At 62.5% G+C, this 25,610-nt stretch carries 17 protein-coding genes, 2 tRNA genes and 3 rRNA genes; 17 read left to right on the top strand and 5 right to left on the bottom strand.

Annotated features, from left to right (window positions below; translation table 11 throughout):
• The first annotated feature begins 211 nt into the window (after window positions 1-211).
• Complete coding sequence (locus U0042_RS28250; protein ID WP_114815298.1) at window positions 212-967, top strand: DeoR/GlpR family DNA-binding transcription regulator; 756 nt, start codon at window positions 212-214, stop codon at window positions 965-967.
• Here U0042_RS28250 and U0042_RS28245 read toward each other — a convergent pair whose 3' ends face one another.
• Window positions 968-2,083: a 2-aminoethylphosphonate--pyruvate transaminase gene (locus tag U0042_RS28245; RefSeq protein ID WP_114815299.1), complete on the bottom strand. Its 1,116-nt coding sequence runs from the start codon at window positions 2,081-2,083 to the stop codon at window positions 968-970. It lies immediately after the preceding gene.
• A 386-nt stretch (window positions 2,084-2,469) separates the two neighbouring features.
• On the opposite strand from U0042_RS28245, the gene phnS reads away from it, so the two are divergent.
• The 13 genes from phnS to rrf all read left to right on the top strand — a co-directional run bounded on the left by phnS (window position 2,470) and on the right by rrf (window position 16,760).
• A complete protein-coding gene (gene phnS / locus U0042_RS28240; RefSeq protein WP_114815300.1) occupies window positions 2,470-3,558 on the top strand; it encodes a 2-aminoethylphosphonate ABC transporter substrate-binding protein in 1,089 nt (362 codons plus the stop codon).
• A gap of 259 nt (window positions 3,559-3,817) precedes the next feature.
• A complete protein-coding gene (gene phnT / locus U0042_RS28235) occupies window positions 3,818-4,906 on the top strand; it encodes a 2-aminoethylphosphonate ABC transport system ATP-binding subunit PhnT (protein ID WP_419150546.1) in 1,089 nt (362 codons plus the stop codon).
• Window positions 4,884-5,831, top strand: coding sequence for a 2-aminoethylphosphonate ABC transporter permease subunit (gene phnU / locus U0042_RS28230; protein WP_114815301.1), 948 nt, complete (start codon window positions 4,884-4,886; stop codon window positions 5,829-5,831). Before phnT ends, phnU begins: the two co-directional genes overlap by 23 nt.
• A gap of 13 nt (window positions 5,832-5,844) precedes the next feature.
• A complete protein-coding gene (phnV, locus tag U0042_RS28225; protein WP_114815307.1) occupies window positions 5,845-6,738 on the top strand; it encodes a 2-aminoethylphosphonate ABC transport system, membrane component PhnV in 894 nt (297 codons plus the stop codon).
• Between the two features lie 84 nt (window positions 6,739-6,822).
• Window positions 6,823-7,560, top strand: a complete 738-nt coding sequence (locus tag U0042_RS28220) for a phosphonate utilization associated transcriptional regulator (RefSeq protein ID WP_114815302.1) — start codon at window positions 6,823-6,825, stop codon at window positions 7,558-7,560.
• Window positions 7,561-7,632: 72 nt separating this feature from the next.
• Entirely contained in the window at window positions 7,633-8,919 is a 1,287-nt protein-coding gene (phnA, locus tag U0042_RS28215; protein ID WP_114815308.1) for a phosphonoacetate hydrolase, read from the top strand.
• Window positions 8,916-10,379 (top strand): phosphonoacetaldehyde dehydrogenase, encoded by a 1,464-nt coding sequence (gene phnY / locus U0042_RS28210; protein WP_114815303.1) that lies wholly within the window; start codon window positions 8,916-8,918, stop codon window positions 10,377-10,379. The genes phnA and phnY overlap by 4 nt, the downstream gene beginning before the upstream one ends.
• Before the next feature lie 6 nt (window positions 10,380-10,385).
• The gene (locus U0042_RS28205; protein ID WP_114815304.1) at window positions 10,386-10,952 is read left to right on the top strand and encodes a phosphonate degradation HD-domain oxygenase; all 567 of its coding nucleotides are present in this window, start codon (window positions 10,386-10,388) and stop codon (window positions 10,950-10,952) included.
• Window positions 10,953-11,499: 547 nt separating this feature from the next.
• A 16S ribosomal RNA gene (locus U0042_RS28200) occupies window positions 11,500-13,030 on the top strand.
• Between the two features lie 63 nt (window positions 13,031-13,093).
• A tRNA-Ile gene (locus U0042_RS28195) sits at window positions 13,094-13,170 on the top strand.
• 89 nt (window positions 13,171-13,259) lie between these two features.
• Window positions 13,260-13,335 (top strand) — tRNA-Ala (locus U0042_RS28190).
• Window positions 13,336-13,627: 292 nt separating this feature from the next.
• Window positions 13,628-16,508: ribosomal RNA gene (locus tag U0042_RS28185) — 23S ribosomal RNA — on the top strand.
• A 138-nt stretch (window positions 16,509-16,646) separates the two neighbouring features.
• A 5S ribosomal RNA gene (rrf, locus tag U0042_RS28180) occupies window positions 16,647-16,760 on the top strand.
• Together the 16S, 23S and 5S rRNA genes with 2 tRNA genes alongside form the textbook arrangement of a ribosomal RNA operon.
• Window positions 16,761-17,282: 522 nt before the next feature.
• On the opposite strand, the gene U0042_RS28175 is transcribed toward rrf, so the two are convergent.
• Window positions 17,283-18,412, bottom strand: a protein-coding gene (locus tag U0042_RS28175) for an IS3 family transposase (RefSeq protein ID WP_114815504.1) whose coding sequence is annotated in 2 segments (ribosomal slippage) — window positions 17,283-18,160 and window positions 18,160-18,412 — 1,131 coding nt in all. Because the reading frame shifts where the segments join, the coding sequence is not laid out codon by codon here.
• 180 nt (window positions 18,413-18,592) lie between these two features.
• The gene (locus U0042_RS28170; protein WP_198665361.1) at window positions 18,593-19,603 is read right to left on the bottom strand and encodes a LysR family transcriptional regulator; all 1,011 of its coding nucleotides are present in this window, start codon (window positions 19,601-19,603) and stop codon (window positions 18,593-18,595) included.
• A gap of 202 nt (window positions 19,604-19,805) precedes the next feature.
• On the opposite strand from U0042_RS28170, the gene U0042_RS28165 reads away from it, so the two are divergent.
• From U0042_RS28165 to U0042_RS28155, 3 genes are all read left to right on the top strand, one after another.
• Window positions 19,806-22,025 (top strand): FUSC family protein, encoded by a 2,220-nt coding sequence (locus tag U0042_RS28165; protein ID WP_114812752.1) that lies wholly within the window; start codon window positions 19,806-19,808, stop codon window positions 22,023-22,025.
• 126 nt (window positions 22,026-22,151) lie between these two features.
• The gene (locus U0042_RS28160) at window positions 22,152-22,391 is read left to right on the top strand and encodes a hypothetical protein (protein ID WP_114812750.1); all 240 of its coding nucleotides are present in this window, start codon (window positions 22,152-22,154) and stop codon (window positions 22,389-22,391) included.
• A gap of 231 nt (window positions 22,392-22,622) precedes the next feature.
• Window positions 22,623-24,161, top strand: a complete 1,539-nt coding sequence (locus U0042_RS28155; protein ID WP_114812747.1) for an acetyl-CoA hydrolase/transferase family protein — start codon at window positions 22,623-22,625, stop codon at window positions 24,159-24,161.
• A gap of 59 nt (window positions 24,162-24,220) precedes the next feature.
• Here U0042_RS28155 and U0042_RS28150 read toward each other — a convergent pair whose 3' ends face one another.
• Window positions 24,221-24,472 (bottom strand): GlsB/YeaQ/YmgE family stress response membrane protein, encoded by a 252-nt coding sequence (locus U0042_RS28150; RefSeq protein ID WP_017773616.1) that lies wholly within the window; start codon window positions 24,470-24,472, stop codon window positions 24,221-24,223.
• Window positions 24,473-24,675: 203 nt separating this feature from the next.
• Complete coding sequence (locus tag U0042_RS28145; protein WP_114812745.1) at window positions 24,676-25,383, bottom strand: MgtC/SapB family protein; 708 nt, start codon at window positions 25,381-25,383, stop codon at window positions 24,676-24,678.
• Between the last annotated feature and the right edge of the window lie 227 nt (window positions 25,384-25,610).

Raw genomic sequence — 25,610 nt, 5'->3', positions numbered from 1 at the left:
AACCCGGGCGTAACCCGAGCGTCACCCCGGCCGCCACCACGGGCCTGACCACGAGCGTCGCGAGGGCTGCGTTCCAGCAGGCTGGACGCCTTGGCGCAGGCCGCTCGCATGGGGTGGTTCATGCCGGCGCACGCATTCTGTCGCCCGGTTTCACGTAATACAATACGGCGGCTCAACCTTACCGCTGCTGCCCCGGGGCCCGGACAACGCGATGCTTGCAGAACAACGTCATCAATACATCCTTACGCAGGTCGCGAAGCACGGCGCACTCTCGGTGGCCGAACTGGTACGCGAACTGAACGTCTCGCGCGAGACCATCCGGCGCGATCTCAATACCTTGGCGGGCCGCGGCCTGATCGTGACGACGCATGGCGGCGCACTCTCCAACGAGCGTCGCGAGCCCGACCTCGACGTGCGCGAAGCCGCGAATGCCAGCGCGAAGCGCGCCATCGGTGAACGCGCGGCGCAACTGGTGCCCGACGGCGTGTCCGTCATCATCGATTCGGGCAGCACCACGCATGCGGTGGCGCGCGCGCTCACGGCGCACCACCGGCTCACCGTCTATACGAACGACTGGCGCATCGCGCTGCTGCTGGGCCGCCGCAACGACAATCACGTGACGCTCCTCGGCGGCGAACTTTCGGACAGCGAAGACGCCACCTTCGGGCTCGACACCGTGCAGCAGCTCGCGCAGTACCACGCCGATTTCGCGTTCGTGGGCGCGGGCGGCATCACGGCCGAAGGCTACCTGACCGACTATTCGCGGATGGTGGCCGAGGTGCGCAGCCGCATGCTGGGCGCGGCCGGCACGGCCATCGTGGTGGCCGACCATTCGAAGTTCGGACGCATCACGCCCGTGCGCATCAACGGCTTCGAAACCGTGCGTTACGTCGTGACCGAACTCGCGCCGGAGCGCGCCATCGCGAAGGCGATCACGGCGCGCGGCCCGGAAATCGTGGTGGCGTGATTACCTGACGTGCAGCCCGAGCGCCGCCACCGTACGGCCGATCGCGGCGACGGCGTTGTGCATCTCGTTGGCGTCGATGGCGCCGATGCAGCCCACGCGAAACGTCTCCACCTGGGTGAGCTTGCCGGGGTAGAGGATGTAGCCCGCTTCGCGCACGGCGGCGTAGAAATCCGCGAAACGCCATGCCGGGTCGCGCGGCGCGTGGAACGTCACGATCACGGGCGCCTGCACGTCGGGCCGTAGAAACGGCTCGAAGCCCAGGTCCCTCATGCCTTCTATCAGCACCGCGCAGTTGCGCGTGTAGCGCGCGCCGCGAGCGGGCTGGCCGCCTTCGGCCGCGAAGCGGTCGAGCGCATGGCGCAACGCCGCGACCACGTGCGTGGGCGGCGTGAAGCGCCACTGCGCGGTCTTCCGCAGGTAGACGTACTGGTCGTGCAGATCCAGCGCGAGCGACGGCGAGCGTCCCGCGCATTCCTCCAGCAGCGTGCGCCGCACGATCACGAAGCCCATGCCGGGCACGCCCTCCAGACATTTGCCGCTCGCCGAGATCACGGCGTCGATGCCGCCGTCGCGCAGATCGATGGGCAGCGCGCCGAACGAACTCATCGCGTCCACGATCAGCCGCTTGCCGTGCCGCTTGCACACGGCGGCGATGGCATCGAGCGGATTGAGCAGGCCCGCGCTCGTTTCCAGATGCACGAGCGCGACGTGCGTGATGCGCGAGTCGCGATTCAGCGCGTCTTCCACGGCGGCGGCCGTCGCGGGTTCGTCTTCGCCGAGCGGCAGCGCCACGTGAGCAATGCCCATGCGCTCCAGAATGCGCACGATGCGCGCGCAGTAGGCGCCGTTGTCGGGCACCAGCACGCAGCCGTTGCGCGGCACGAGCGTGCCGATGGCGGCTTCCACGGAGAAGGTGCCGCTGCCCTGCAGCGGCACGCAGACGTAGTCATTTTCGCCATGTACGATCTGCACGAGATCGGCGCAGACGCTTTGCGTGATGCGGTTGAAGGCCGCGTCCCAGGAGCCCCAGTCGCGCAGCATCGCCTCGCGCGTCGCGGGCGACGTGGTGAGCGGACCGGGCGTGAGCAGGACGGGATCGTTTCCGAGAATCAACATGGCCTCCGGCGAATGGATGAGGGCAGCGAGGAACGCAGGCCGCAGGGGACACGAACGGGCAGCCGCAGTGTCTCGATGATATGCACTTTATTGGCGAATTGTGTCATTTTCTGGAAATTGATCCAATCGTCATGGCGCTGTCACGAAACGCTGTGATTCTTGCCGTGCCCTGCAAGACGGGGCTTTAAAGGGCTCCAAAGGGCTTTGGCGGCACCCGCCGCGAGCCGCGCAAGCGACCGCGCCGGGGCGCGTGACGCATGGATTGTCTGCAATCTGCAATTCATGCCACAACCGGAAGGCCGGCGCCGTCGTCCCAATCACACCTGCTACCGGGTTAGTCCGCATGCCGGGCGTCCCGTCTCATCTTTATGCCTTCGGAGAGCGACATGACAATGAAGCATTCCCTTCTCGCAAGCGCCGTCCGCAAGCTGGTGCCGCTGCTCGCGGCTGCGGCCTTGATGGAAGGCGCCGTGATGCCGGCCCACGCAGCCGACGCAGTCGTGCTGTACACGGCCGACGGGCTCGAAAATCTCTACCGCGACGTACTGCCGGCCTTCGAGAAGAAGGAAGGCGTGAAGGTGAACATCGTGACGGCCGGTAGCGGCGAAGTGGTGAACCGCGCGACCATCGAAAAGGATGCGCCGAAGGCCGACGTGATCGTCACGCTGCCGCCGTTCATCCAGCAGGCGGCGCAGGGCGGCCTGCTGCAGAACTATCAGAGCGTGAACTACAAGAACGTGCCGGCCATCGCGAAGGCGTCGGACGGCGCGTGGGCCACGTTCGTCAACAACTACTTCTCGTTCGCGATCAATCCGGAAGTCGTGAAGACCCAGCCGAAGACGTTCGCCGATCTGCTGCACCCGGACTACAGCGGCAAGGTCGCGTACTCGAACCCGGCCACGGCGGGCGACGGCATGGCGGTGATCATTCTCACCACGTCGCTGATGGGCGAGGACAAGGCATTCGACTACCTGAAGAAGCTCGAACAAAGCGCGAAGTTCCACACCAAGGGCACGGGCTACCTCGACGTGCTGCTCTCGCGTAACGAGATCGCGGTGGCCAACGGCGACCTGCAGATGGATCTGGACGACGCCGCGAACGGCGGCCTCTCGCTGAAGCCGGTGTTCCTTGCCGCGGAGTCGAACGGCCAGCCCACCACGTTCCAGCTGCCGTACGCGATCGGCCTCATCAAGAATGGTCCGAACCAGGCGGGCGGCAAGAAGCTGATCGACTATCTGATGTCGAAGGACGTGCAGGAGAAGGTGCCCGACGTGTTCGGCATTCCGGCGCGCACCGACGTGCCGCTCTCGGGCAAGAACGGCGAAACCGTGAAGCAGGCGATTGCGGGCGTGAAGCTGATTCCCGTGGACTGGAACCAGGTGATGACGAAGAAGGCCGACTGGACCACGCGCTGGAAGAACGACGTGATCGGCAGCTCGGGCAAGCAGACGGAAGTCGTGAAACCGAAGCAGTAAGGGCGGTGCGGCGCACGGGCAGGTGGCGTTTCAGGCGAGTTTCATGTGCGGTTTCGCACGGGGTTTCGTGTGAGCCTTGTGCGAAGTTCGGGTGAGCTTCGCGTGAACTTCAAGCCCACTTGCGCCGCAGCGCTGCTGCCATGTTCTGAATCCCGGGCCTGTCGCGTTCGCCGCGTACAGGCTCGACGTCTGGAGGAGGTAGCCGGTGACAACTGAGAGTACGGCGCAGGGCGCAGCGACGCGCGCCGCTACGGCGGCTGTGGCCGCGTCGTCGTTGGCGGGCGCGGCGGGCCTCGATATACCCGCGGCCTGGGCTGCCGGGGGCGCGGCGGGTGTGGAGATCGAGCACCTCACGGTGCGCTTCGGCTCGCGCACGGTGCTGGACGATCTCTCGCTCACCATCGCGCGCGGCGAACTGCTCACGGTGCTGGGCCGCAGCGGCTGCGGCAAGACGACGTTGCTGCGCTTCATCGCGGGTTTCATCGAAGCGGACGGCCTGACGGGCACGCTCACGGTTGCGGGTCGCGACCTGACTCACGTGCCGCCGCATCGCCGCAATCTGGGACTGCTGTTCCAGAGCTACGCGCTGTTTCCGCATCTCTCGGTGTTCGAAAATGTCGCGTTCGGCTTGCGGGCGCGGCGCATTGCATCGAAGGAAATCGCGCGGCGCGTGGCCGATGCGCTCAAGCTCGTGCAACTCGGCGATGCGGGCCACGTGATGCCCGCGCAGCTTTCGGGCGGCATGCAGCAGCGCGTGGCGCTTGCGCGCGCGCTCGTGATCGAGCCCGACGTGCTGCTGCTCGACGAGCCGCTGTCAGCGCTCGACGCGAACCTGCGCGCCTCCGTGCGCTCCGAACTCAAGGCGCTGCACGAGCGGCTGCCGAATCTCACGATCGTCTGCGTGACGCACGACCAGGACGATGCGCTCGTGCTGTCCGACCGCACGCTGCTGATGCGCGATGGCCGCATCGCACAGCTCGGCACGCCGCAGGCGCTGTACGACACGCCCAACGACGCCTACGTGGCGCGCTACCTGGGGCCGGCTAATCTGCTGCCGCCGCACGTGGCTTTTCCGCTGGGCGACCCGCGTCACGTCGAACGCGACCGTCTTGCGTGCCTGCGTCCCGAAAGCCTGCGCATCGTGCCGCTCGGCGAAGGGCCGTTGCACGGCACGATTGCGTCCGTCGAATGGTATGGGCCGGTGCTTTCGGTTTCGGTCACGCTCGACGCGTGGCCGGCCGAACCGGTGCTCGTCACGGCCCAGCGCGGCGTAGGGATGGCGCCGGAGCGCGGCGCACGCGTGTCACTGCGTTACGAGGCAGACGATGTCGTCCTTGTTCAACCCTGAGATCCGTCCTGAAGCGCCGGCAGCCGACGCGGCCGGCGCCCGCCGGGCCGCGATGGCGGCTTCGCATGCCGCGGCGGTGCGGCGTCGCGAGCGGCTTGCGCAAGGGCATCTGCTGTTGCTCGCCGTGATCGTGCTGGGACCGCTCGTGATCTATCCGCTCGTGCGGCTCGTGCTGCTGAGCCTCACGGGGCCGCACGGTCTGAGCCTGCACGCCTATGCCGCGTTCTTCCAGAACCCGGAATCGCGCGGCGTGATCGGCACGACGCTGTGGGTGCTGTTCGCGAGCGCGAGCATCGCGTCGGTGCTGGGCGTGGCGCTCGCGGCCATCCTGTTCTTCAAGCCGTTCCCGGGCGCGCGGCTCGTCACGCGCTTCCTCGAACTGTTCGTCGCGTTCCCATCGTTTCTCGTCGCCTTCACGCTGATCTTCCTGTACGGCTCGCAGGGCTCCGTGAGCATCGCGCTGCAAAAGCTGCTGCATCTGGATTCCGCGTCGTTCGATTTCCTCTTCGGCATCGGCGGCGTGATTCTGGCCGAGGTCGTGTTCTATTCGCCGTTCGTGGTGCGTCCGACGCTGGCGTCGTTCGCGCTGCTCGACATGCGGCTCGTCGAGGCGGCGCGCAGCCTCGGCGCGAGCGGCTGGATGGTGGCCGCGCGCGTGGTGCTGCCGCTCGCGTGGCCCGGCATCGCGGCGGGCACCATTCTTTGCTTCCTGCTCACGCTCAACGAGTTCGGCATTCTGCTCGTGCTGGGCAGCGCGCATCTCGTGACGCTGCCGGTCGCCATCTACAGCTCCGCGACCGTGGACCTCGACCTGCCGATGGCCGCGGCGGGCGCGGTCGTGATGCTCGCGATGTCGCTCTCGCTCTATGCGCTGTACCGGCGCGTGAATCGACGCAGGGCGGAAGGAGCGGGCGATGGAAAGTGAACGCATGAGCCGCATGGATTCCGCTTTGCCGGCGCCGGCGCCGGCGCCGGCCGCCGCGGAGCCGGCCGTGCTGCCGCCGCTGCATCGTCGCGCATGCGCCGTGCAGCGCAGCCTGCCGGCGCGCATCGCGGGCGGCGCGCTGCTCGCGCTTGCCGCACTGCTGTGCTTCTGGCTCTTCGTGCTGCCCGTGATCGTGGTGGCGCTCTCGAGCGTCGCCTCGCACTGGTCCGGCACGATCTTCCCCGACGGCTTCAGCACGCGCTGGTTCGAGCGCCTCTCGTCGAGCGACTTCGACGCGTTGACGACGAGCCTCGAGATCGGCTTCGGCGTCTCGGTGCTGGGCACGGCGCTCGGGCTGTGGCTTGCGCTGGCGCTCGAAGGCCGCGACCGGCGCGGCCTCGGCGCCGTGCTCGACACCGTGGCGATGATGCCCAACGGCGTGCCGAGCGTCGTGCTCGGTCTCGCGGTGCTGATTGCGTATCACAAGGCGCCGGTCGATCTGTCGAGTTCCGCGGCGATCGTCGTGCTTGTGCAGCTCGCGCTGGTGCTGCCGTTCTGTTATCGCTGCGCGGCTGCCGCGCTGCGGCCGGAACTCACGGTGCTGAGGGAAGCGGCGGCCAGCCTGGGTGCGCCGCCTTCGATGGTGCTGCGCCGCGTGGTGCTGCCGCAGCTGGTGCCGGCTATCCGCGCGAGTCTCGCGCTCGGCTTCGCGCTTTCGCTCGGCGAACTCGGTGCGACGCTCACGGTTTATCCGCCGGGCTTCGCGACGGTGCCGATCGTCGTGGTGGGCCAGGTGGAGCGTGGCTACTACCTGCCGGCGTCCGCGCTGTCGCTGATTCTTCTGCTGGCCTCGCTGGCGGCGTTGCTGCTGATCGCCGCGAGCGCACCGCGTCGCCGCACGGATTGATGCTCGCGGTTCTTTTTTCTCCACCGCCGCGGAGGCGGCTGCCGCACCTCGGTCGCACGCGCGAAGGTGGCAAAATGTGTCGAAATGACTGAAAATATGCAACCCGAGTCTGTCGACGTTATCGAGGTGGTGCGCAGGCATTCGCTCACGGCGCTCGTGCGCGACGAAATCGAGCGGCACATCGTGGAGAGGGCGCTCGCGCCCGGCGAGAAGCTCAACGAAGCGGATTGGGCGGCGCGACTCGGCGTATCGCGCGGGCCGGTGCGCGAGGCTTTCCGGGCGCTGGAACAGGCGGGGCTTGTGCGCACCGAGAAGAATCGCGGCGTGTTCGTGCGCACCGTATCGCTCGCCGAGGCCGACGAGATTTACGCCGTGCGCGCGGTGCTCGAAGAGGCGGCGTGCCGGAGGCTGGCGGGCTGTATCGATGCCATGCATGTCGCGTGCTTGCGCCGTTGCGTCGAAACGATGCGCGAGGCGCTCGATGCGCACGATCACGATGCCTATGCGCGCGCCAACGTGACGTTTCACGACGCCATCGTGGCGGGCGCGGGCAACGCGAAGCTGTATGAAACGTATCGGCGGCTCGTGGGGGAACTGAGCCTTTTTCGCCGCGCGGCGCTCGCGGCGCGGGCCGACGCGATGGAACGGTCGCTCGCGGAACATCGGGATATCTTGACGGCGCTCGCCTCGCGCGACGCCGACCGTGCGGCGGCGCTGATGCGCGCGCACGTGGAGGGCGGGCGGCGCCGGGCGCATGAAGCATGCGAAGGGACGGTGCACAACGCGTGCGTCGCGGGCCGGGGTGGCATCGAGCGAATGTAATGGCCGGCGATGGCGCGTGGCGGGTAACGTGAATCGCGGGCAGGCGAAACCAGCGTGCAAGGACATACGAACGTGCAGGACACATCGAAGCGCAGCATCGGGAGCGACGTCGCCGTGAACGGCCGTGTCTACCGCGTGGGGCAACTGGCGTCGAAGCCGGTCGCGGTGATCTGCGTGGACGGCTGCGAGTACGACTATCTTGAAGCCGCGGTCGCGGCCGGCGTGGCGCCGTTCATCGGCCGCATGCTGCGGGAGGGGACGGCAGCGAAGGGCGACTGCGTGATTCCGTCGTTCACGAACCCCAACAACCTGTCGATCGTGTGCGGCGTGCCGCCGTCGGTGCACGGCATCTGCGGCAATTACTTCTGGGATCCGCACGCGAACGGCGGCAAGGGTGCCGAGGTGATGATGAACGACCCGGCCTATCTGCGCGCCGGAACGATTCTCGCGACGGCGGCCCGTGCGGGTGCGCGCGTGGCTGTCGTGACCGCGAAGGACAAATTGCGGCGTCTCCTCGGCTGGCAGCTCGAAGGCATCTGCTTCTCGGCAGAAAAGGCCGACGCGGCCACGCTGGAAGAAAACGGCATCGCGAACGTACTGGAATTCGTGGGCCGGCCTGTGCCCGACGTGTACAGCGCCGAACTCTCCGAGTTCGTGTTCGCGGCCGGCGTGCGGCTCGCGCAGAGCAGGCAGGCCGATCTCATGTATCTCTCGACCACCGACTACGTGCAGCACAAATGCGCGCCGGGCAGCGAGGGCGCGAACGCGTTCTACGCGATGATGGACGGCTATCTCGCGACGCTCGATGCGCTGGGATGGACCATCGGCCTGACCGCGGATCACGGCATGAACGCGAAGCATGATGCGAAAAGCGGTGAGCCGAATGTGATCTATCTGCAGGACGTGCTCGATGCGTGGCTCGGGGCGCGCGCAGCGCGTGTGATCTTGCCGATCACCGATCCGTATGTGGTGCATCACGGAGCGTTGGGGTCGTTTGCGACGGTGTATTTGCCGGCGCAGGCCAATGTGGCCGAGGTGATGGCGCGCATGCGTTCGCTGGAGGGCGTCGAACTTGTGCTGGACAACGCTGCGGCATGCGAGCGTTTCGAGTTGCCGGGCGATCGCGTCGGCGACATTGTTGTTATCAGCCGGCGGGACGTCGTGCTGGGCACGCGGCGCGAAGCGCACGACCTCTCGGGCCTCACCGTGCCGCTGCGCTCGCACGGCGGCCTTTCCGAGCAGAGCGTGCCGCTCGTGTTCAACCGGCGCATCGAGGGCGTCGAACGGCTCTACGGCGGACGGCGGCTGCGCAACTTCGACATCTTCGACCTTGCGCTGAACCACGTGGAGGCGTCGTGAACAAGGTAGCGAACGAGGCACGACGCGATCATCCGGCGTTCCGTGCCGAAACGCTGCGGCTCGCGGGCCAGCGCGTCGCGCACGAACGCACGCTGGACGTGTTCGATCCGTACAGCGGAATGCGGGTCGGCACGGTGCCGCTGGCAAGCGTCGACGATGTGCGTGCCGCGTTCGACTACGCGGGCGCGTATCAGGCGAAGCTCACGCGTTATGAGCGCTCGCAGATTCTCGAGCGTGCCGGCGCGCTGCTGCGCGAGCGCGCCGAGCAAGCATCGGATCTGATATCGCTCGAATCGGGCCTCTCGAAACAGGACTCGCGTTACGAGACGGGGCGCGTGGCCGACGTGTTGAAGTTCGCGTCCATCGAAGCATTGCGCGACGACGGCCAGAGCTTTTCCTGCGACCTCACTCCGCACGGCAGGCAGCGTCGCGTGTTCACGCAGCGCGAGCCGCTCGCGGGCGTCATCGTTGCGATCACGCCGTTCAACCATCCGATGAACCAGGTCGCGCACAAGGTGGCGCCCGCGGTCGCGACCAACAATCGCGTGCTGTTGAAGCCTTCGGAGAAGGTGCCGCTCTCGGCGCTGTGGTTCGCGGATCTACTCTACGAAGCGGGGTTGCCTCACCCGATGCTCCAGGTGCTGACCGGCGATCCGCGCGAGATTGCTGACGAACTGATCACGCATCCGCTCGCGGAACTCGTGACGTTCACGGGCGGTGTGGCGATCGGCAAATACATCGCGTCGAAGGCGGGCTATCGGCGCACGGTGCTGGAACTGGGCGGCAACGACCCGTTGATCGTGCTCGCCGACGCCGACCTCGAACGGGCAGCGACGCTCGCCGTGCAGGGTTCGTACAAGAATTCTGGGCAGCGCTGCACGGCGGTGAAGCGAATGCTCGTGCAGCGCGATGTGGCCGAACGATTCACCGAGCTTGTCGTCGAGAAGACACGTGCATGGACGTATGGCGATCCGTTCGATTCATCCAGCCAGATGGGCACGGTGATCGACGAGGCGGCGGCGAAGTGCTTCGAGGCGCGCGTCGATGAAGCCGTGGCGCAAGGCGCGCGGCTGCTCGTGGGCAACCGACGCGATGGCGCGCTTTATTCGCCGACGGTGCTCGATGGCGTCGAGGCGTCGATGACGCTCGTGCGCGAAGAGACGTTCGGCCCCGTGTCGCCCGTCATTGCATTCGACACCCTCGACGACGCCATCCGGCTCAGCAATGGCACGGCGTTTGGCTTGTCTGCGGGTGTGTGTACGAACCGGCAGGACGCGATCGTGCGTTTCGTCAACGAGCTGCGCGTGGGGACCGTGAACGTGTGGGAGGTGCCGGGGTATCGCATCGAACTCACGCCGTTCGGCGGCATCAAGGACTCGGGGCTCGGATACAAGGAAGGCGTGCAGGAAGCGATGAAGAGCTTTACGAATCTGAAGACGTTTTCGTTACCTTGGGAGTAGGAACACGTGGCATTGAACGTTGACGACGTCCGTACGCTGTTCGAGCAGTACGGGAGCATGGCCTATAGCGGCGAGCCGGTGAGCCAGCTCGAGCATGCGCTGCAGAGCGGTGCGCTGGCGGAACAGGAAGGCGCGAGCGAGGAACTCGTCGCCGCGGCGTTCCTGCACGACCTCGGGCATCTGTTGAACCAGCAGGGCGAAACGCCGACGGCGCGCGGCATCGACGACGTGCATCAGTACTTCGTGCTGCCGTTCCTGCGGCCGGTGCTGCCCGACAGCGTGCTGGAACCGATTCGGCTGCACGTGGATGCGAAGCGGTACCTGTGCGCGAGCGATCGTACGTACTTCGATCGGCTGTCGGCCGATTCCAAAAGGAGTCTGCAGCTACAGGGCGGCGTGTTCGACGAAGAGGGTGTGGAAGCGTTTCTGCTCAAGCCGTTCGCCCAGGACGCAGTGCGACTGCGCCGTTGGGATGATCTGGCGAAGGAGAAGGATCGGGTCACGCCGGATGTCGAGCACTTCCTTGAGATCGTGCAACGCGTGATGGACCGGCACGGGGATGCGGTGGCGTAGCGGGCGTGAGAGCGCTTTCTGCGCAACGGGCTTTGGATGATCCCGGTTGCTTCTTTGCGGTACGAGCGCTGTTTTGTCGGAGCTTTTTTGGTGCGTTGGCCAGAGTCCAAAAAAACTGCTTGCCAGGCGTGTGCGGGGTGACTAGAATCTCGCTCTTTCGCGCTCCGGGAGCCGGGGCGGGGAGAGACGGGAAGGCCCGCGTGGCGGGGCGTTCCGGGGCGGTGGTGGTGAGGCTGGCAGGGTGGAAGCGGTAAAAAACCTGTTGACGGCTGACCCGGAAGTCTTCATAATCTCGTTTCTCTGCTGCTGATGCAGCGACGCAGGCGGTACCGGGGTGAGGTGTCCTGGTGGCGCGGCGGACGATCTTTAAAAACTTACAGCCGATAAGTGTGGGCGCTTGATGGCGGCGCGCCCGGTGACGTGAAGTTGCCGGGAAGCAAAGGTATCAAGAGTCTCACACGGTAAGGAAGGTAGTGAAGAGATTCACGACCTGTCAGTACCGAGTTGAGCGACCTGTCCGGAGACGGACAGAGACAGTAACAGGTTTGAACTGAAGAGTTTGATCCTGGCTCAGATTGAACGCTGGCGGCATGCCTTACACATGCAAGTCGGACGGCAGCGCGGGCTTCGGCCTGGCGGCGAGTGGCGAACGGGTGAGTAATACATCGGAACGTATCCTGGAGTGGGGGATAGCCCGGCGAAAGCCGGATTAATACCGCATACGCTCTGAGGAGGAAAGCGGGGGACCTTCGGGCCTCGCGCTCAAGGGGCGGCCGATGGCGGATTAGGTAGTTGGTGGGGTAAAGGCCTACCAAGCCGACGATCCGTAGCTGGTCTGAGAGGACGACCAGCCACACTGGGACTGAGACACGGCCCAGACTCCTACGGGAGGCAGCAGTGGGGAATTTTGGACAATGGGGGCAACCCTGATCCAGCAATGCCGCGTGTGTGAAGAAGGCCTTCGGGTTGTAAAGCACTTTTGTCCGGAAAGAAATCATCGGGGCTAATACCTCTGGTGGATGACGGTACCGGAAGAATAAGCACCGGCTAACTACGTGCCAGCAGCCGCGGTAATACGTAGGGTGCGAGCGTTAATCGGAATTACTGGGCGTAAAGCGTGCGCAGGCGGTGCTGTAAGACCGATGTGAAATCCCCGGGCTTAACCTGGGAACTGCATTGGTGACTGCAGCGCTGGAGTATGGCAGAGGGGGGTGGAATTCCACGTGTAGCAGTGAAATGCGTAGAGATGTGGAGGAACACCGATGGCGAAGGCAGCCCCCTGGGCCAATACTGACGCTCATGCACGAAAGCGTGGGGAGCAAACAGGATTAGATACCCTGGTAGTCCACGCCCTAAACGATGTCAACTGGTTGTTGGGGATTCATTTCCTTAGTAACGTAGCTAACGCGTGAAGTTGACCGCCTGGGGAGTACGGTCGCAAGATTAAAACTCAAAGGAATTGACGGGGACCCGCACAAGCGGTGGATGATGTGGATTAATTCGATGCAACGCGAAAAACCTTACCTACCCTTGACATGTACGGAACCCTGGTGAGAGCCGGGGGTGCCCGAAAGGGAGCCGTAACACAGGTGCTGCATGGCTGTCGTCAGCTCGTGTCGTGAGATGTTGGGTTAAGTCCCGCAACGAGCGCAACCCTTGTCCCCAGTTGCTACGCAAGAGCACTCCGGGGAGACTGCCGGTGACAAACCGGAGGAAGGTGGGGATGACGTCAAGTCCTCATGGCCCTTATGGGTAGGGCTTCACACGTCATACAATGGTCGGAACAGAGGGTTGCGAAGCCGCGAGGTGGAGCCAATCCCAGAAAACCGATCGTAGTCCGGATTGCAGTCTGCAACTCGACTGCATGAAGCTGGAATCGCTAGTAATCGCGGATCAGCATGCCGCGGTGAATACGTTCCCGGGTCTTGTACACACCGCCCGTCACACCATGGGAGTGGGTTTTGCCAGAAGTGGCTAGTCTAACCGCAAGGAGGACGGTCACCACGGCAGGATTCATGACTGGGGTGAAGTCGTAACAAGGTAGCCGTATCGGAAGGTGCGGCTGGATCACCTCCTTTCCAGAGCAGCGCGTCCAAAGTCAGAGCGCTCACACTTGTCGGCTGTATGAATGACAGACTCAGGGGTCTGTAGCTCAGTCGGTTAGAGCACCGTCTTGATAAGGCGGGGGTCGTTGGTTCGAATCCAACCAGACCCACCATGTCGATGCGCGTTGGTGCTTCAGCACCTACGGGCATCCCACCCCCGAAGGGGGAGGGCGGATCACCTGGGTATGAATTGGTTATGCTTGGGGGCATAGCTCAGCTGGGAGAGCACCTGCTTTGCAAGCAGGGGGTCGTCGGTTCGATCCCGTCTGCCTCCACCAGTCCCCAGCGCGCAGCATCCGCATGAAGGCGGGTACTGCGCCCTGGCGACTGCCAGCCAGACGGCATGAAGTTGATGCCGCTGTCGTTCTTTAACAATCAGGAAGCAGCAGTAATTTGACTGATGCGAAAGCGCCTTGTGAGATGGGCGTGAGTAGGTCAGTCAGGGTTGTGATTGTATCGAAGTATCTCAGGGCCATTGCAAGATGGCATTGGAATACGGCACAACGCGAGAACTCAACCTGTAGCGGTTGTGGTCATGTCTCCATTGGGGACGAGACTCACCCGTTATAGGGTCAAGCGAACAAGTGCATGTGGTGGATGCCTTGGCGATCACAGGCGATGAAGGACGCGGTAGCCTGCGAAAAGCTCCGGGGAGCTGGCAAACAAGCTTTGATCCGGAGATGTCCGAATGGGGAAACCCACTCCTTCTGGAGTATCCGTGGCTGAATACATAGGCCATGTGAGGCGAACGCGGCGAACTGAAACATCTAAGTAGCCGCAGGAAAAGAAATCAACCGAGATTCCCAGAGTAGTGGCGAGCGAAATGGGAGCAGCCTGTACTCTTTATCTGCAGTGTTAGCTGAACGCTCTGGAAAGTGCGGCCATAGCGGGTGATAGCCCCGTAGGCGAAAGCATTGTGGAAGAACTGGGTGTACGACAAGTAGGGCGGGACACGTGAAATCCTGTCTGAAGATGGGGGGACCATCCTCCAAGGCTAAATACTCGTGATCGACCGATAGTGAACCAGTACCGTGAGGGAAAGGCGAAAAGAACCCCGGGAGGGGAGTGAAACAGATCCTGAAACCGCATGCATACAAACAGTCGGAGCCCTGAAAGGGGTGACGGCGTACCTTTTGTATAATGGGTCAGCGACTTACATTCAGTGGCGAGCTTAACCGTATAGGGCAGGCGTAGCGAAAGCGAGTCCGAACAGGGCGTCCAGTCGCTGGGTGTAGACCCGAAACCAGGTGATCTATCCATGGCCAGGCTGAAGGTGCGGTAACACGTACTGGAGGGCCGAACCCACTGACGTTGAAAAGTCAGGGGATGAGCTGTGGATAGGGGTGAAAGGCTAAACAAACCTGGAAATAGCTGGTTCTCTCCGAAAACTATTTAGGTAGTGCCTCGTGTATCACCTTCGGGGGTAGAGCACTGTCATGGTTGAGGGGTCCATTGCGGATTACCTCGCCATAGCAAACTCCGAATACCGAAGAGTGCAATCACGGGAGACAGACATCGGGTGCTAACGTCCGGTGTCAAGAGGGAAACAACCCAGACCGCCAGCTAAGGTCCCCAAACATGGCTAAGTGGGAAACGAAGTGGGAAGGCTAAAACAGTCAGGAGGTTGGCTTAGAAGCAGCCACCCTTTAAAGAAAGCGTAATAGCTCACTGATCGAGTCGTCCTGCGCGGAAGATGTAACGGGGCTAAGCCATGTACCGAAGCTGCGGATGCAGATTTATCTGCATGGTAGGAGAGCGTTCCGTAAGCCTGCGAAGGTGCACCGGAAGGTGTGCTGGAGGTATCGGAAGTGCGAATGCTGACATGAGTAGCGATAAAGGGGGTGAAAGGCCCCCTCGCCGTAAGCCCAAGGTTTCCTACGCAACGTTCATCGGCGTAGGGTGAGTCGGCCCCTAAGGCGAGGCAGAAATGCGTAGCTGATGGGAAGCAGGTCAAGATTCCTGCACCGGCGTGAAATGCGATGGGGGGACGGATCGCGGAAGGTTGTCCGGGTGTTGGAAGTCCCGGTCGCTGCATTGGAGAAGGTGCCCTGGCAAATCCGGGCACGCAATTCAAGGGTGTGGCGCGAGCGGCCTCGGCTGCGAAGCAACTGGAAGGGGTTCCAGGAAAAGCCTCTAAGCTTCAGTTTCACGTTGACCGTACCGCAAACCGACACAGGTGGGCGAGATGAGTATTCTAAGGCGCTTGAGAGAACTCGGGAGAAGGAACTCGGCAAACTGGTACCGTAACTTCGGGATAAGGTACGCCCTGGTAGCTTGACCGGCCTGCGCCGGAAGGGTGAAGGGGTTGCAATAAACTGGTGGCTGCGACTGTTTAATAAAAACACAGCACTCTGCAAACACGAAAGTGGACGTATAGGGTGTGACGCCTGCCCGGTGCCGGAAGATTAAATGATGGGGTGCAAGCTCTTGATTGAAGTCCCGGTAAACGGCGGCCGTAACTATAACGGTCCTAAGGTAGCGAAATTCCTTGTCGGGTAAGTTCCGACCTGCACGAATGGCGTAACGATGGCCACACTGTCTCCTCCCGAGACTCAGCGAAGTTGAAGTGTTTGTGATGATGCAATCTACCCGCGGCTAGACGGAAAGACCCCATGAACCTTTACTGCAGCTTTGCATTGGACTTTGAACCGGTCTGTGTAGGATAGGTGGGAGGCTGTGAAGCGTGGACGCCAGTCTGCGTGGAGCCGACCTTGAAATACCACCCTGGCTTGTTTGAGGTTCTAACCCAGGTCCGTGAATCCGGATCGGGGACAGTGCATGGCAGGCAGTTTGACTGGGGCGGTCTCCTCCCAAAGCGTAACGGAGGAGTACGAAGGTACGCTAGGTACGGTCGGAAATCGTGCTGATAGTGCAATGGCATAAGCGTGCTTGACTGCGAGACCGACAAGTCGAGCAGGTGCGAAAGCAGGTCATAGTGATCCGGTGGTTCTGTATGGAAGGGCCATCGCTCAACGGATAAAAGGTACTCTGGGGATAACAGGCTGATACCGCCCAAGAGTTCATATCGACGGCGGTGTTTGGCACCTCGATGTCGGCTCATCTCATCCTGGGGCTGTAGCCGGTCCCAAGGGTATGGCTGTTCGCCATTTAAAGAGGTACGTGAGCTGGGTTTAAAACGTCGTGAGACAGTTTGGTCCCTATCTGCCGTGGGCGCTGGAAGTTTGAGGGGGCCTGCTCCTAGTACGAGAGGACCGGAGTGGACGAACCTCTGGTGTACCGGTTGTCACGCCAGTGGCATCGCCGGGTAGCTATGTTCGGAAGAGATAACCGCTGAAAGCATCTAAGCGGGAAACTCGCCTCAAGATGAGACTTCCCCGGGGCTTCGAGCCCCTTGAAGGGTCGTTCAAGACCAGGACGTTGATAGGCCGGGTGTGGAAGCGCAGTAATGCGTTAAGCTAACCGGTACTAATTGCCCGTAAGGCTTGATCCTATAACCGGTGTGTTTCAGACACACACCGCCACAGTTGCGCGTTGTGCCCAGTCACAACCCCCATTACCACGCTGCTTCCCGATTGGCTGCGCCGCAGCCGGGCTACCTACGCCCCCAGCGACGCAGCAACCCGTCATGCCTGATGACCATAGCGAGTCGGTCCCACCCCTTCCCATCCCGAACAGGACCGTGAAACGACTCCACGCCGATGATAGTGCGGATTGCCCGTGTGAAAGTAGGTAATCGTCAGGCTCCCCTTGCCGATACAGACCCCGCCCCTCAAAAGGCGGGGTCTTGGCTTTGCGCCGACGGTTATTCGTCTTCGCGCCCACCATTTGTCCGTCTCGCCCCCCGAATCTCTCCCTCGATCCAACGCAAAGCACCGCCGCCGAGCGGTGGCCCGGCATTCCCCATCAGCCCTTGGCAAAGTGCGCTCAAACCCGCTGCTGAAATGCTCAGGAGTATTCGTCGTTATCCTGTGTTCCGGCTCGAACTCTGCTCGGGAAAGAGCAGGCGCAGCGCGCACGGATTGACCTTCCTTGAGTCGGCGGCACTGCTTGCGCTTGATTCGTGAAGCTCAGGGCTTTCCGTTGATGTACTCCTGGCTTCGCTCACCGTCCCACTAAAAGCATGCGGGTAAAGCGCATCCTCATGTTTGCCTCTCTTCCGAGGGCGAACCTCACTGACTCCAGTCGCCCGTGTTTTCGCAGACAATCAGGGCAGATATTCCACCGCCCTGCCACCCTTGAGGCTGGCCCAATTTCCGTCCCGGTCTTAGTTGGAAAATTCCGGCTCTTCAGAACGGGCCGAACCGGCCCGATCGGTACACTGGCGGGCGAATTCCGCCGGTGTCATCCACTGCAGCGCAGAGTGAGGGCGCGCCTCGTTATAGTACTCGCGCCAGACCTCGATTTTGCGTCTGGCGTCCTCCAGCGACAAGAACCAATGCGCGTTGAGGCATTCCTCCCGAAAGCGTCCGTTGAAGGATTCATTCTTTGCGTTGTCGGTCGGCTTGCCAGGACGCGAGAAGTCAATCTCCACGCCATTCTCGTACGCCCATTTGTCGAGCGCCTTCGAAATGAACTCGCTGCCATTATCTGCCTTGATATAGCGGGGAAGCGGACGATGATGCGCAAGCCGAGCCAGCGCGGCGACAACGTGTTCGCCACGCAATGAACCATCGACTTCGATCGCCAGGCATTCCCGCGTGTAGTTGTCCACGATCGTGAGCGTGCGCAAGCGTCGACCATCAAAAAGTGCATCGGCGACGAAGTCCATGCTCCAGATCTCGTTGATTGCGCTCACTGACTGCTTTGGCTGGCGGCGCCGGGCCGATTTGTTTCGCCGGGGTCGCTTGTGGCGCAACGAAAGGCCCAGTTCGCGATACACGCGTTCTACTCTCTTATGGTTGTCTCTCCAGCCTTCCCGGCGAAGCATCACGTACACGCGCGGCGCACCGTAATGCACCCGCACTTCCGTGATCTCCTTGATGCGCATTTCCAGTGCGCTTTGATCCCGCGCGACTGACTCGTATCGGTAGACCGTGCGGGATAGCTGCAACAACGCGCAGGTCTGCCGCTGACTTGCGCCGAAACGTTGCATCAAGTCCGTGACAAGCTCACGGCGCCGGGAAGGCTTCAGAGCTTTTTTGACAGCACGTCCTGCAGCATGGCCTTGTCCAGCGACAGATCGGCCACGAGCCGCTTGAGCTTCGCGTTCTCTTCCTCAAGTTGCTTCAGCCGGCGCAGCTCCGACGGCGACAGCCCACCGTACTTCGTCCGCCAGTTGTAAAACGTCGCGTCGCTGATTCCCATCTTGCGGCAGACCTCCGCGACCGGCGTGCCCAGCTCGGCCTGCTTCAACGCATAGGCGATCTGTTCTTCGGTGAACTTGCTCTTCTTCACGGCATGACCTCCTGGTCTCGATGACAGCGTCATGCCGGAATTTTCCACTTCCAACTGGGACAGTTTTGTGGGCTAGGGTCACCCTCAATGCGAAACAGGGAAATTCCGTTGGCCGCGCGATGAAATGCCGTGCATCGAACTCATGCATCGCATTGCATGATTGCTTCGGTGCACGACACTTCATTCCTTTATTGCCAAGGCCTGCTCAGGTGCTTGCGCTACCGAAGCGGATATCGGGGCGGTTGTTTCGTCCAGTTGTTGCTGTGAGAGTTCGTCGAGCAGTGCTTTGTCCCGCGCCAGAACCTTGGGCAGATGTGTTCGGAGAAATTCCACCCATGTCTTCGTTTTCGCATCGACAAACTTGCGCGACGGATACAGCGCGTAGATGTTCATCTTCTGCAACGTGTGCTCCGGCAGCACACGCATCAGAGTGCCGTCGCGCAGCCCGTTGATCGCAGCATAAACAGGGAGTATGCCGATACCCATACCTTCGCGGATGGCCACCACGAGCGACTCGGCGATGTTCACCTGAACAGGCCCGTCGACTTCCATTCGCTCACTGCCTTCCGGCCCATCAAGGACCCATTCGTGTGCAGGGAATGCAGGCGTTTTGAGAATCAAACACTCATGGCGAGCAAGATCGGCCGGCGAATGCGGCACGCCTCTTGAGCGGATATAGGCCGGCGATGCACAAAGCACGCTACACGTAGAACCCAGTTCATGCGAGACGAGGTCCGAGTTCGGCAACGATGCAGCAGTGACGATCGCGACGTCTGCGCTGCCCTCGAACAGATCGGGCATGCGTTGCGAGAGCGTGAGTTCGACCGTCACTTCGGGATGCAGCGCGCGGTAGCGTGAAATTGCAGGCAGCACGTAGTGCTGACCTATGCTGGCATAGCTGTGCATGCGCAATGCGCCAGTTGGACGTTCGTGTGCGCAGCTGGCTTCCTCTTCGGCCTTACCGACGTCTGCAAGAATGTGCTGGCAGCGTTCCAGATAGCGCTCGCCTGCTGTCGTCAGTGCGAGTCTTCTTGTCGAACGATTGAGCAATCGGGCGCGCAGGTGGGCCTCAAGTTCGGAAACTGCACGCGACATTGCGCCGGTGGTCGAGTTCAGGGATTGCGCGGCGGCGGTAAAGCTGCCGGCTTCAACGACGCGGACGAACACCCGCATATTCTGTAACGTATCCATCAACCCTTCTTGATCAATAAAGAAGCGATATTGTCCGCCCGGCGCACGACGGCATTGTTGTGCATTCCATAACGGACGTTCTCTACATGTCCCGTTAATTCGTGCGCGGGGCACTCCTACAATCGGCGCCGTCCAGCCGGTGTGTATCTGCCGTTGCCGGCTTCATTTCCTGGAACAGCCGGAGCGGGATGTCGTGCATTTCATGAACCGGCAGCAGGCGATGTCGCGCACGTCGTCTCTGCATCGGCATAGCGCAGCGACGCTGCACGCCATCAAGCGCGCGGGCCGCGAGTGGGGAGCGGGCGCAGGCCTTGTCTGGCTGCACCTCTTCAAGACTGTCGTGGCGGTACTTGCGGCAATGGGCATTGCGATGCTGCTCGATCTGCCGCAGCCTCGCATCGCGATGACTACCGTGTTCGTGCTGATGCAGCCGCTTTCCGGCATGGTGCTCGCGAAGAGCTTCTATCGGATCGTAGGCACTGCGGTTGGCACGATCGCGGCGCTCGTGCTCGGGGCTGTATTCGTACAGCAGCCGGAATGGTATGTATTGGGTTTGACTGTCTGGGTTGCGGCCTGTACGGCAGCAGCAGTCAGGAATCGGCATTTTCGTTGGTACGGCTTCGTACTTGCGGGTTACACCGCCGCGCTGATCGGCACTCCGCTGGTGATGCAGCCAAATGCGCTTTATCTCGCGGCGCTCGGACGTGCAGCGGAAGTGGCAGTCGGCATCGTGTGCTCGAGTGCAGTTAGTGCATTGATCGTACCAATGCAGACGAGCACGGTGCTGCTGCGTACGCTACATGTGCGATACGCGAATTTTACTGCGCTTGCCTCAAGCGTGCTTTCAACCCGGCTACCCCGCGGTACCTTCGAACGTCGTTTCGCCGATCTCGTCGATGCAATCGTCGGTTTCGAAGCCACCCGCGTATTCGCCGCCTTCGAAGATCCGTCGATCCGCATGCGCAGTCAGCACCTTGCGCGGCTGAATAGCGAATTCATGGATCTGTGCGCTCGATTGCATGCGTTACGTCAGTTGCTGAAGCGGCTGCACTGGCGCGGAGAAGTGATCGAAAGCGTCGAGCCGTATTTTCGCGAGCTTGCTAGCCTGCTTTCAACGCCGCCGCGCGACGGGGAGGGCGACAGCGCGCATGCCAGTCGCGTGGCGACGGCACTCGCAACGTTCCAGACGTCTTTGCCGAAACGCATGCGGTCGACACGCGTCGCCATCGAAGCACACGCGCCTTCGTTGTTGCCCGACTTCGACACGTCCGGCGAATTGCTCTATCGATTCGTCAGCGAGTTCATTCTCTATGCGAACACCTATGCATCGCTTGCCGTCGAAGACAACGTAATAAGCCGAGAGCCGGGCATCGCGCCTTACATGAACAAAACGAACGGCTATGTCGTCGCGTTCATGTTCCTGCGCACGGCCGTCGTCATCGCCACGGTGGGATGGTTCTGGATCGAAACCGATTGGCCGAGCGGCAGTCTCGCTCTCACGGGCGCGGCGCTCACGTGCGCGCTGACGTCGTCGGCGCCGAATGCGACGCGGCTCGCATTTCAGATGGCCGTGGGAGCGCTATTCGCCACGGTAGCGGGATACGTCTTCACCAGTTTCGTGTATCCGGTCATCGACGGCTTTCCGCTCCTATGCGTGGCTCTTACGCCGGTGTTCGCAGCAGGTGCTTTCCTGATGACCCGCCGGAACATTGCAGGCTACGGCGTGGGTTTTTCCGTCTTTTTCTGTCTGCTCGCTGGGCCCGACAACGTCATCGCCTACGCGCCTATGTCGCTCATCAACAACGGCATGGCCATCGTGGCGTCCATGCTTGTTGCCTCGGTCGGATTTGCCGTCGTGTTTCCGCCCGATATGGGCTGGCTCATCGAGCGCATGTGCGGCGATCTGAGGAGGCAGGGCGTATTCGCATGTCATGGCGTGCTGCCCGGCCTCAACCGGCGCTTCCAGTCGGGCACGCATGACTTGATGTTTCAGTTGCGCATGCTGCTCACGCCGCGCTCGCGAAGACATCGCGATGCACTGCGATGGATGCTCGTCACGCTCGAAGTCGGCCATGCCATCATCGATTTGCGCAAGGAGTGCGCGGCCGCGGCTTACGTGAACCAGATGGACTCGCGCTGGAACGCGAGCATCGACGACCTGCGAGGCGATATCGCACGTCTCTTTGCGCGACCCGACAAACGCCGCATCGCGCGCGCATTGCTCGCCGTTCGCGCGGCCACGTGGGTGGCGCAGGACGTGCTGGATCGTCTGCGACACGATCGGGACCGGCGTCACGATCTGCAGCGCATGTTGAGCTGCCTCCACTTCATTCGCACGGCCCTGCTCGATCGCGATGCGCCGCTCGGCACGCTTCGCACGCGCGTGTCGCGGTCGGCCCGGTCCAGAGCCGCCGCGCGATGACCACGTCCGCCAAATCTTGCCGCCATCTGGAAATATGCCTTCCAGGCCCGCTTCTTAATCTCCTGAGTACCCGGTCCTATAGTGTTCGCACTGCCACGCAGTAACCGTACGAACTGGAGAAACACAATGAAATTGCTGAATATCGCCGCTGTAACTTGCACCATCGTCTGTTCTACGCTCGCCGGCGCCGCATACGCGCAATCGTCGGGCAACAACGCTCCCGAAAAGACCCCCCAAGTTGCCGAGGCTGCCGGCTCGCATCAGCAAGGCGCCGCATCGGCCGGACGCGAGTCCACGAAGCAACGTTCGAAAGCCGACGAGTGCGTGGGTCCCGTCAGCTTCTGCAACATCTACTTCGGTAGCTAAACAAGCAACACGACGCCCATGATGCGACCGCTGCGTTGCATCGCATGGCGCAAGACGGGCCGCGGCGCGCGCACACGCATGACGCCAGATGACGCCACGCCACGGCCTGGCCGATCCTTCAAGAACAGGGTCCGGTCTGCGTTCCCGGCCGCATCGAACGAGCCAGGGCACTGCATCAAGAACCGCGGGAAGCGGTAGCCGCAAGACCGGGCGACACTGGAGACAAGATTCATGTACGACGATCGCATCCGCTGCGCCGCGCTGCGCGAAAAAATCACTTCGGCCGAAGAGGCTGCCCGCCTCGTGAACGACGGCATGCGCGTGGGCGCAAGCGGCTTCACGCGCGCCGGCGATGCGAAGGCCGTTCCCATTGCGCTCGCGAAGCGCGCACGTGAAGCGAACGAACCGCTGCGCATCACGCTGATGACCGGCGCGTCACTGGGCCACGACGTCGACCGCGTGCTGACCGAGGCCGGTGTGCTCGCGCGCCGCTTGCCGTTTCAGGTGGATGCGACGTTGCGCCAGGCCATCAATCGCGGCGAAGTCATGTTCATCGACCAGCATCTCTCCGAAACGGTGGAGATGCTGCGCGCCAATCAGCTCGGCAAGCTCGATCTCGCGATCATCGAAGCGGCCGCGATCACGGAAACCGGCGGCATCGTGCCCACCACCTCGGTGGGCAATTCGGCGAGCTTCGCCATTCTCGCCGAGCGCGTCATTGTCGAAATCAATCTCGCGCAGCCGCTCGCGTTGGAAGGGTTGCACGACATCTGGATTCCGGGGCACCGGCCTCATCGCGATCCGCTGCCTATCGTGCGTCCGCAGGATCGCGTGGGGCAGACCGCGATCGAGATTCCGCCCAGCAAGATTGCGGCCATCGTCCTGACCAATACGCCCGACAGCTCATCCACGGTATTGCCCGCCGACGAGGAAACCGCGCAAATCGCGGGCCATCTCATCGAGTTCCTGCAACACGAGGTTGCACGCGGTCGCATGCCTGCCGCGTTGCCGCCGTTGCAGGCGGGCATCGGCACGATTGCCAATGCGGTGCTGTCCGGCTTTGTGTCGTCGCCGTTCGAGGCGCTGACGATCTATTCAGAAGTCCTTCAGGACTCCACCTTCGATCTGCTCGACGAAGGCAAGGTCACGTTCGCGTCCGGCGCGTCCATCACGCTTTCGGCCGCGCGGCAAAAGCAGGTGTTCGGCGAACTCGAACGATATCGCGACCGGCTCGTGCTGCGTCCGCAGGAAGTCAGCAACCATCCCGAAGTGATTCGCCGGCTCGGACTCATCGCGCTCAACACCGCGCTCGAATGCGACATCTACGGCAACGTGAATTCCACGCACGTGGGCGGCACGCACATGATGAACGGCATTGGCGGTTCCGGCGATTTCGCGCGCAACGCGTCGTGCGCGATCTTCGCGACGAAGTCGGTGGCGAAGGGCGGCCGTATTTCGAGCATCGTGCCGATGGTGCCGCACTGCGATCACAACGAACACGACGTCGACATCATCGTGACGGAGCAGGGCCTCGCGGATCTGCGTGGACTCGCGCCGCGCGAGCGCGCGCAGCTGATCATCCGCAACTGTGCGCATCCGCTCTATCGTGATCTGTTGCTCGACTACTATCGGGAGGCGTTACGGGGAGGAGGGCAAACGCCGCACCAGTTGAATCAGGCGTTCGCGTGGCATCTGCGGCTGGCGGGAAGTGGTTCGATGCTGCCCGATGGCTTCGGTGCTGTGCCGGCTGCCGAAGCGCGGCGCGCCTGAATAGAGTGTCCAAAAAAAAAGCCGGGTGCCTTGCAGCGCCCGGCCTTGCTCATCGGCTTCTAGCCTCGTCGGAAGAGCCGGATGACGAACAGCAGGATGACGGCGCCGATAAGCGCCGTAATAATCGAGCTGATCCATCCGCCGCCGATCGAAATGCCGAGAACGCGCGCGAGCCATCCGCCAATGAACGCGCCGACAATGCCGACGATGATATCGACGATCAGTCCGAAGCCGCCGCCTTTGACCAGAAGGCCGGCCAGCCAGCCTGCGATTGCGCCGATGATGAGCCAGGCAATGATGCCGTGTTCCATGTTATTGCTCCATGTTGACGTGACGAATTCACGGTGAAAGGGAGCTTAGACGAACGCACAGAACGCGTCCACACGGTGCGACCCGATTTAACATTATCTGAAACTCTTTTCCGGCCGGCACGTCGCACTGTGAGGAAATTGAAAGGCATGGTATCGAGCGCAGTCATTCGGACACCGTAGATTAACGCTGGCGAAGCATCGCCCTATTCAGGGGTCGGCTCCGCCTCCGCCGCCGTCCAGCTGACGCTGGACACGCTCTTTTCCATGCTGAGGCGGCTCGCCATGAGTTCCAGCTTCGACTGGTCTTTCGGGTGCAGCTTCAACGTCGCTGTCACGCGAATGCGTCCGGCCTGGTCCGTCACGTCCTCGCTCGTCAGGCTCTGAAACGATAGCGGCGCCGCGTACATCGAGTTCGAAATCGCGGTGCGAATATGGATCTCGTCCTCTTCGCGGCACACGATGGTGAGCGCGTAGAGCCGCACGAGATCCGCGCCTGAGACCGGCGTCGCATTGATCATGCGGCTGACGTCTCGCAGCACGGTGTTGGTGAGCAGCACGACGCCCGTGCCGGCAAATGCGGGCAGGTAATGCCCCGATCCGCACAAGACGCCGACGGCCGCGGAGCACCACAGCGTCGCCGCCGTATTGATGCCCTGGATGGATCCTTTGTCTCGCATGATGACGCCGCCGCCCAGGAAGCCGACGCCCGAGACGACGTAAGCCGCGATCTGCGTGACGCCCGCCACACCGTTTCCGGTGAGCACGCCTAGCGTAACGAACAGGCATGCCCCGCTTGCCACGAGCGTGATGGTTCGCAGGCCCGCGGTGCGCTGGCGCATCTGGCGTTCGAGGCCGATGGCGACACCACAGGCGAAGGCGGCGGCGAGCCGCAGGACAAATTCGAGAGTCATCGTTTTCTTGTGGTCGTTATCGCATATTGAAGGGCATGCATGACACGCATGCGAAGGCCGACCGGAAGCCGGGCGCGCACGCGCGAGCGCCCGACACGCGCGACAAGCGCATGCACGAACGTCGCACGGCGCGCGTGCAACAGCGACTGGAAAGAAATAACGGCGACGCACGCCGTCCGCCCTGGGGCAAGACGGCGGCAGAAGAGAATCTGACGCGAAGCTTGCGG

The sequence above is a fragment of the Paraburkholderia kururiensis genome (genome assembly GCF_034424375.1).
GTDB lineage: Bacteria > Pseudomonadota > Gammaproteobacteria > Burkholderiales > Burkholderiaceae > Paraburkholderia > Paraburkholderia kururiensis_A.
Note: the sequence above shows the minus strand (reverse complement) of the source record. Positions and strands in the feature narration are given on the sequence as shown.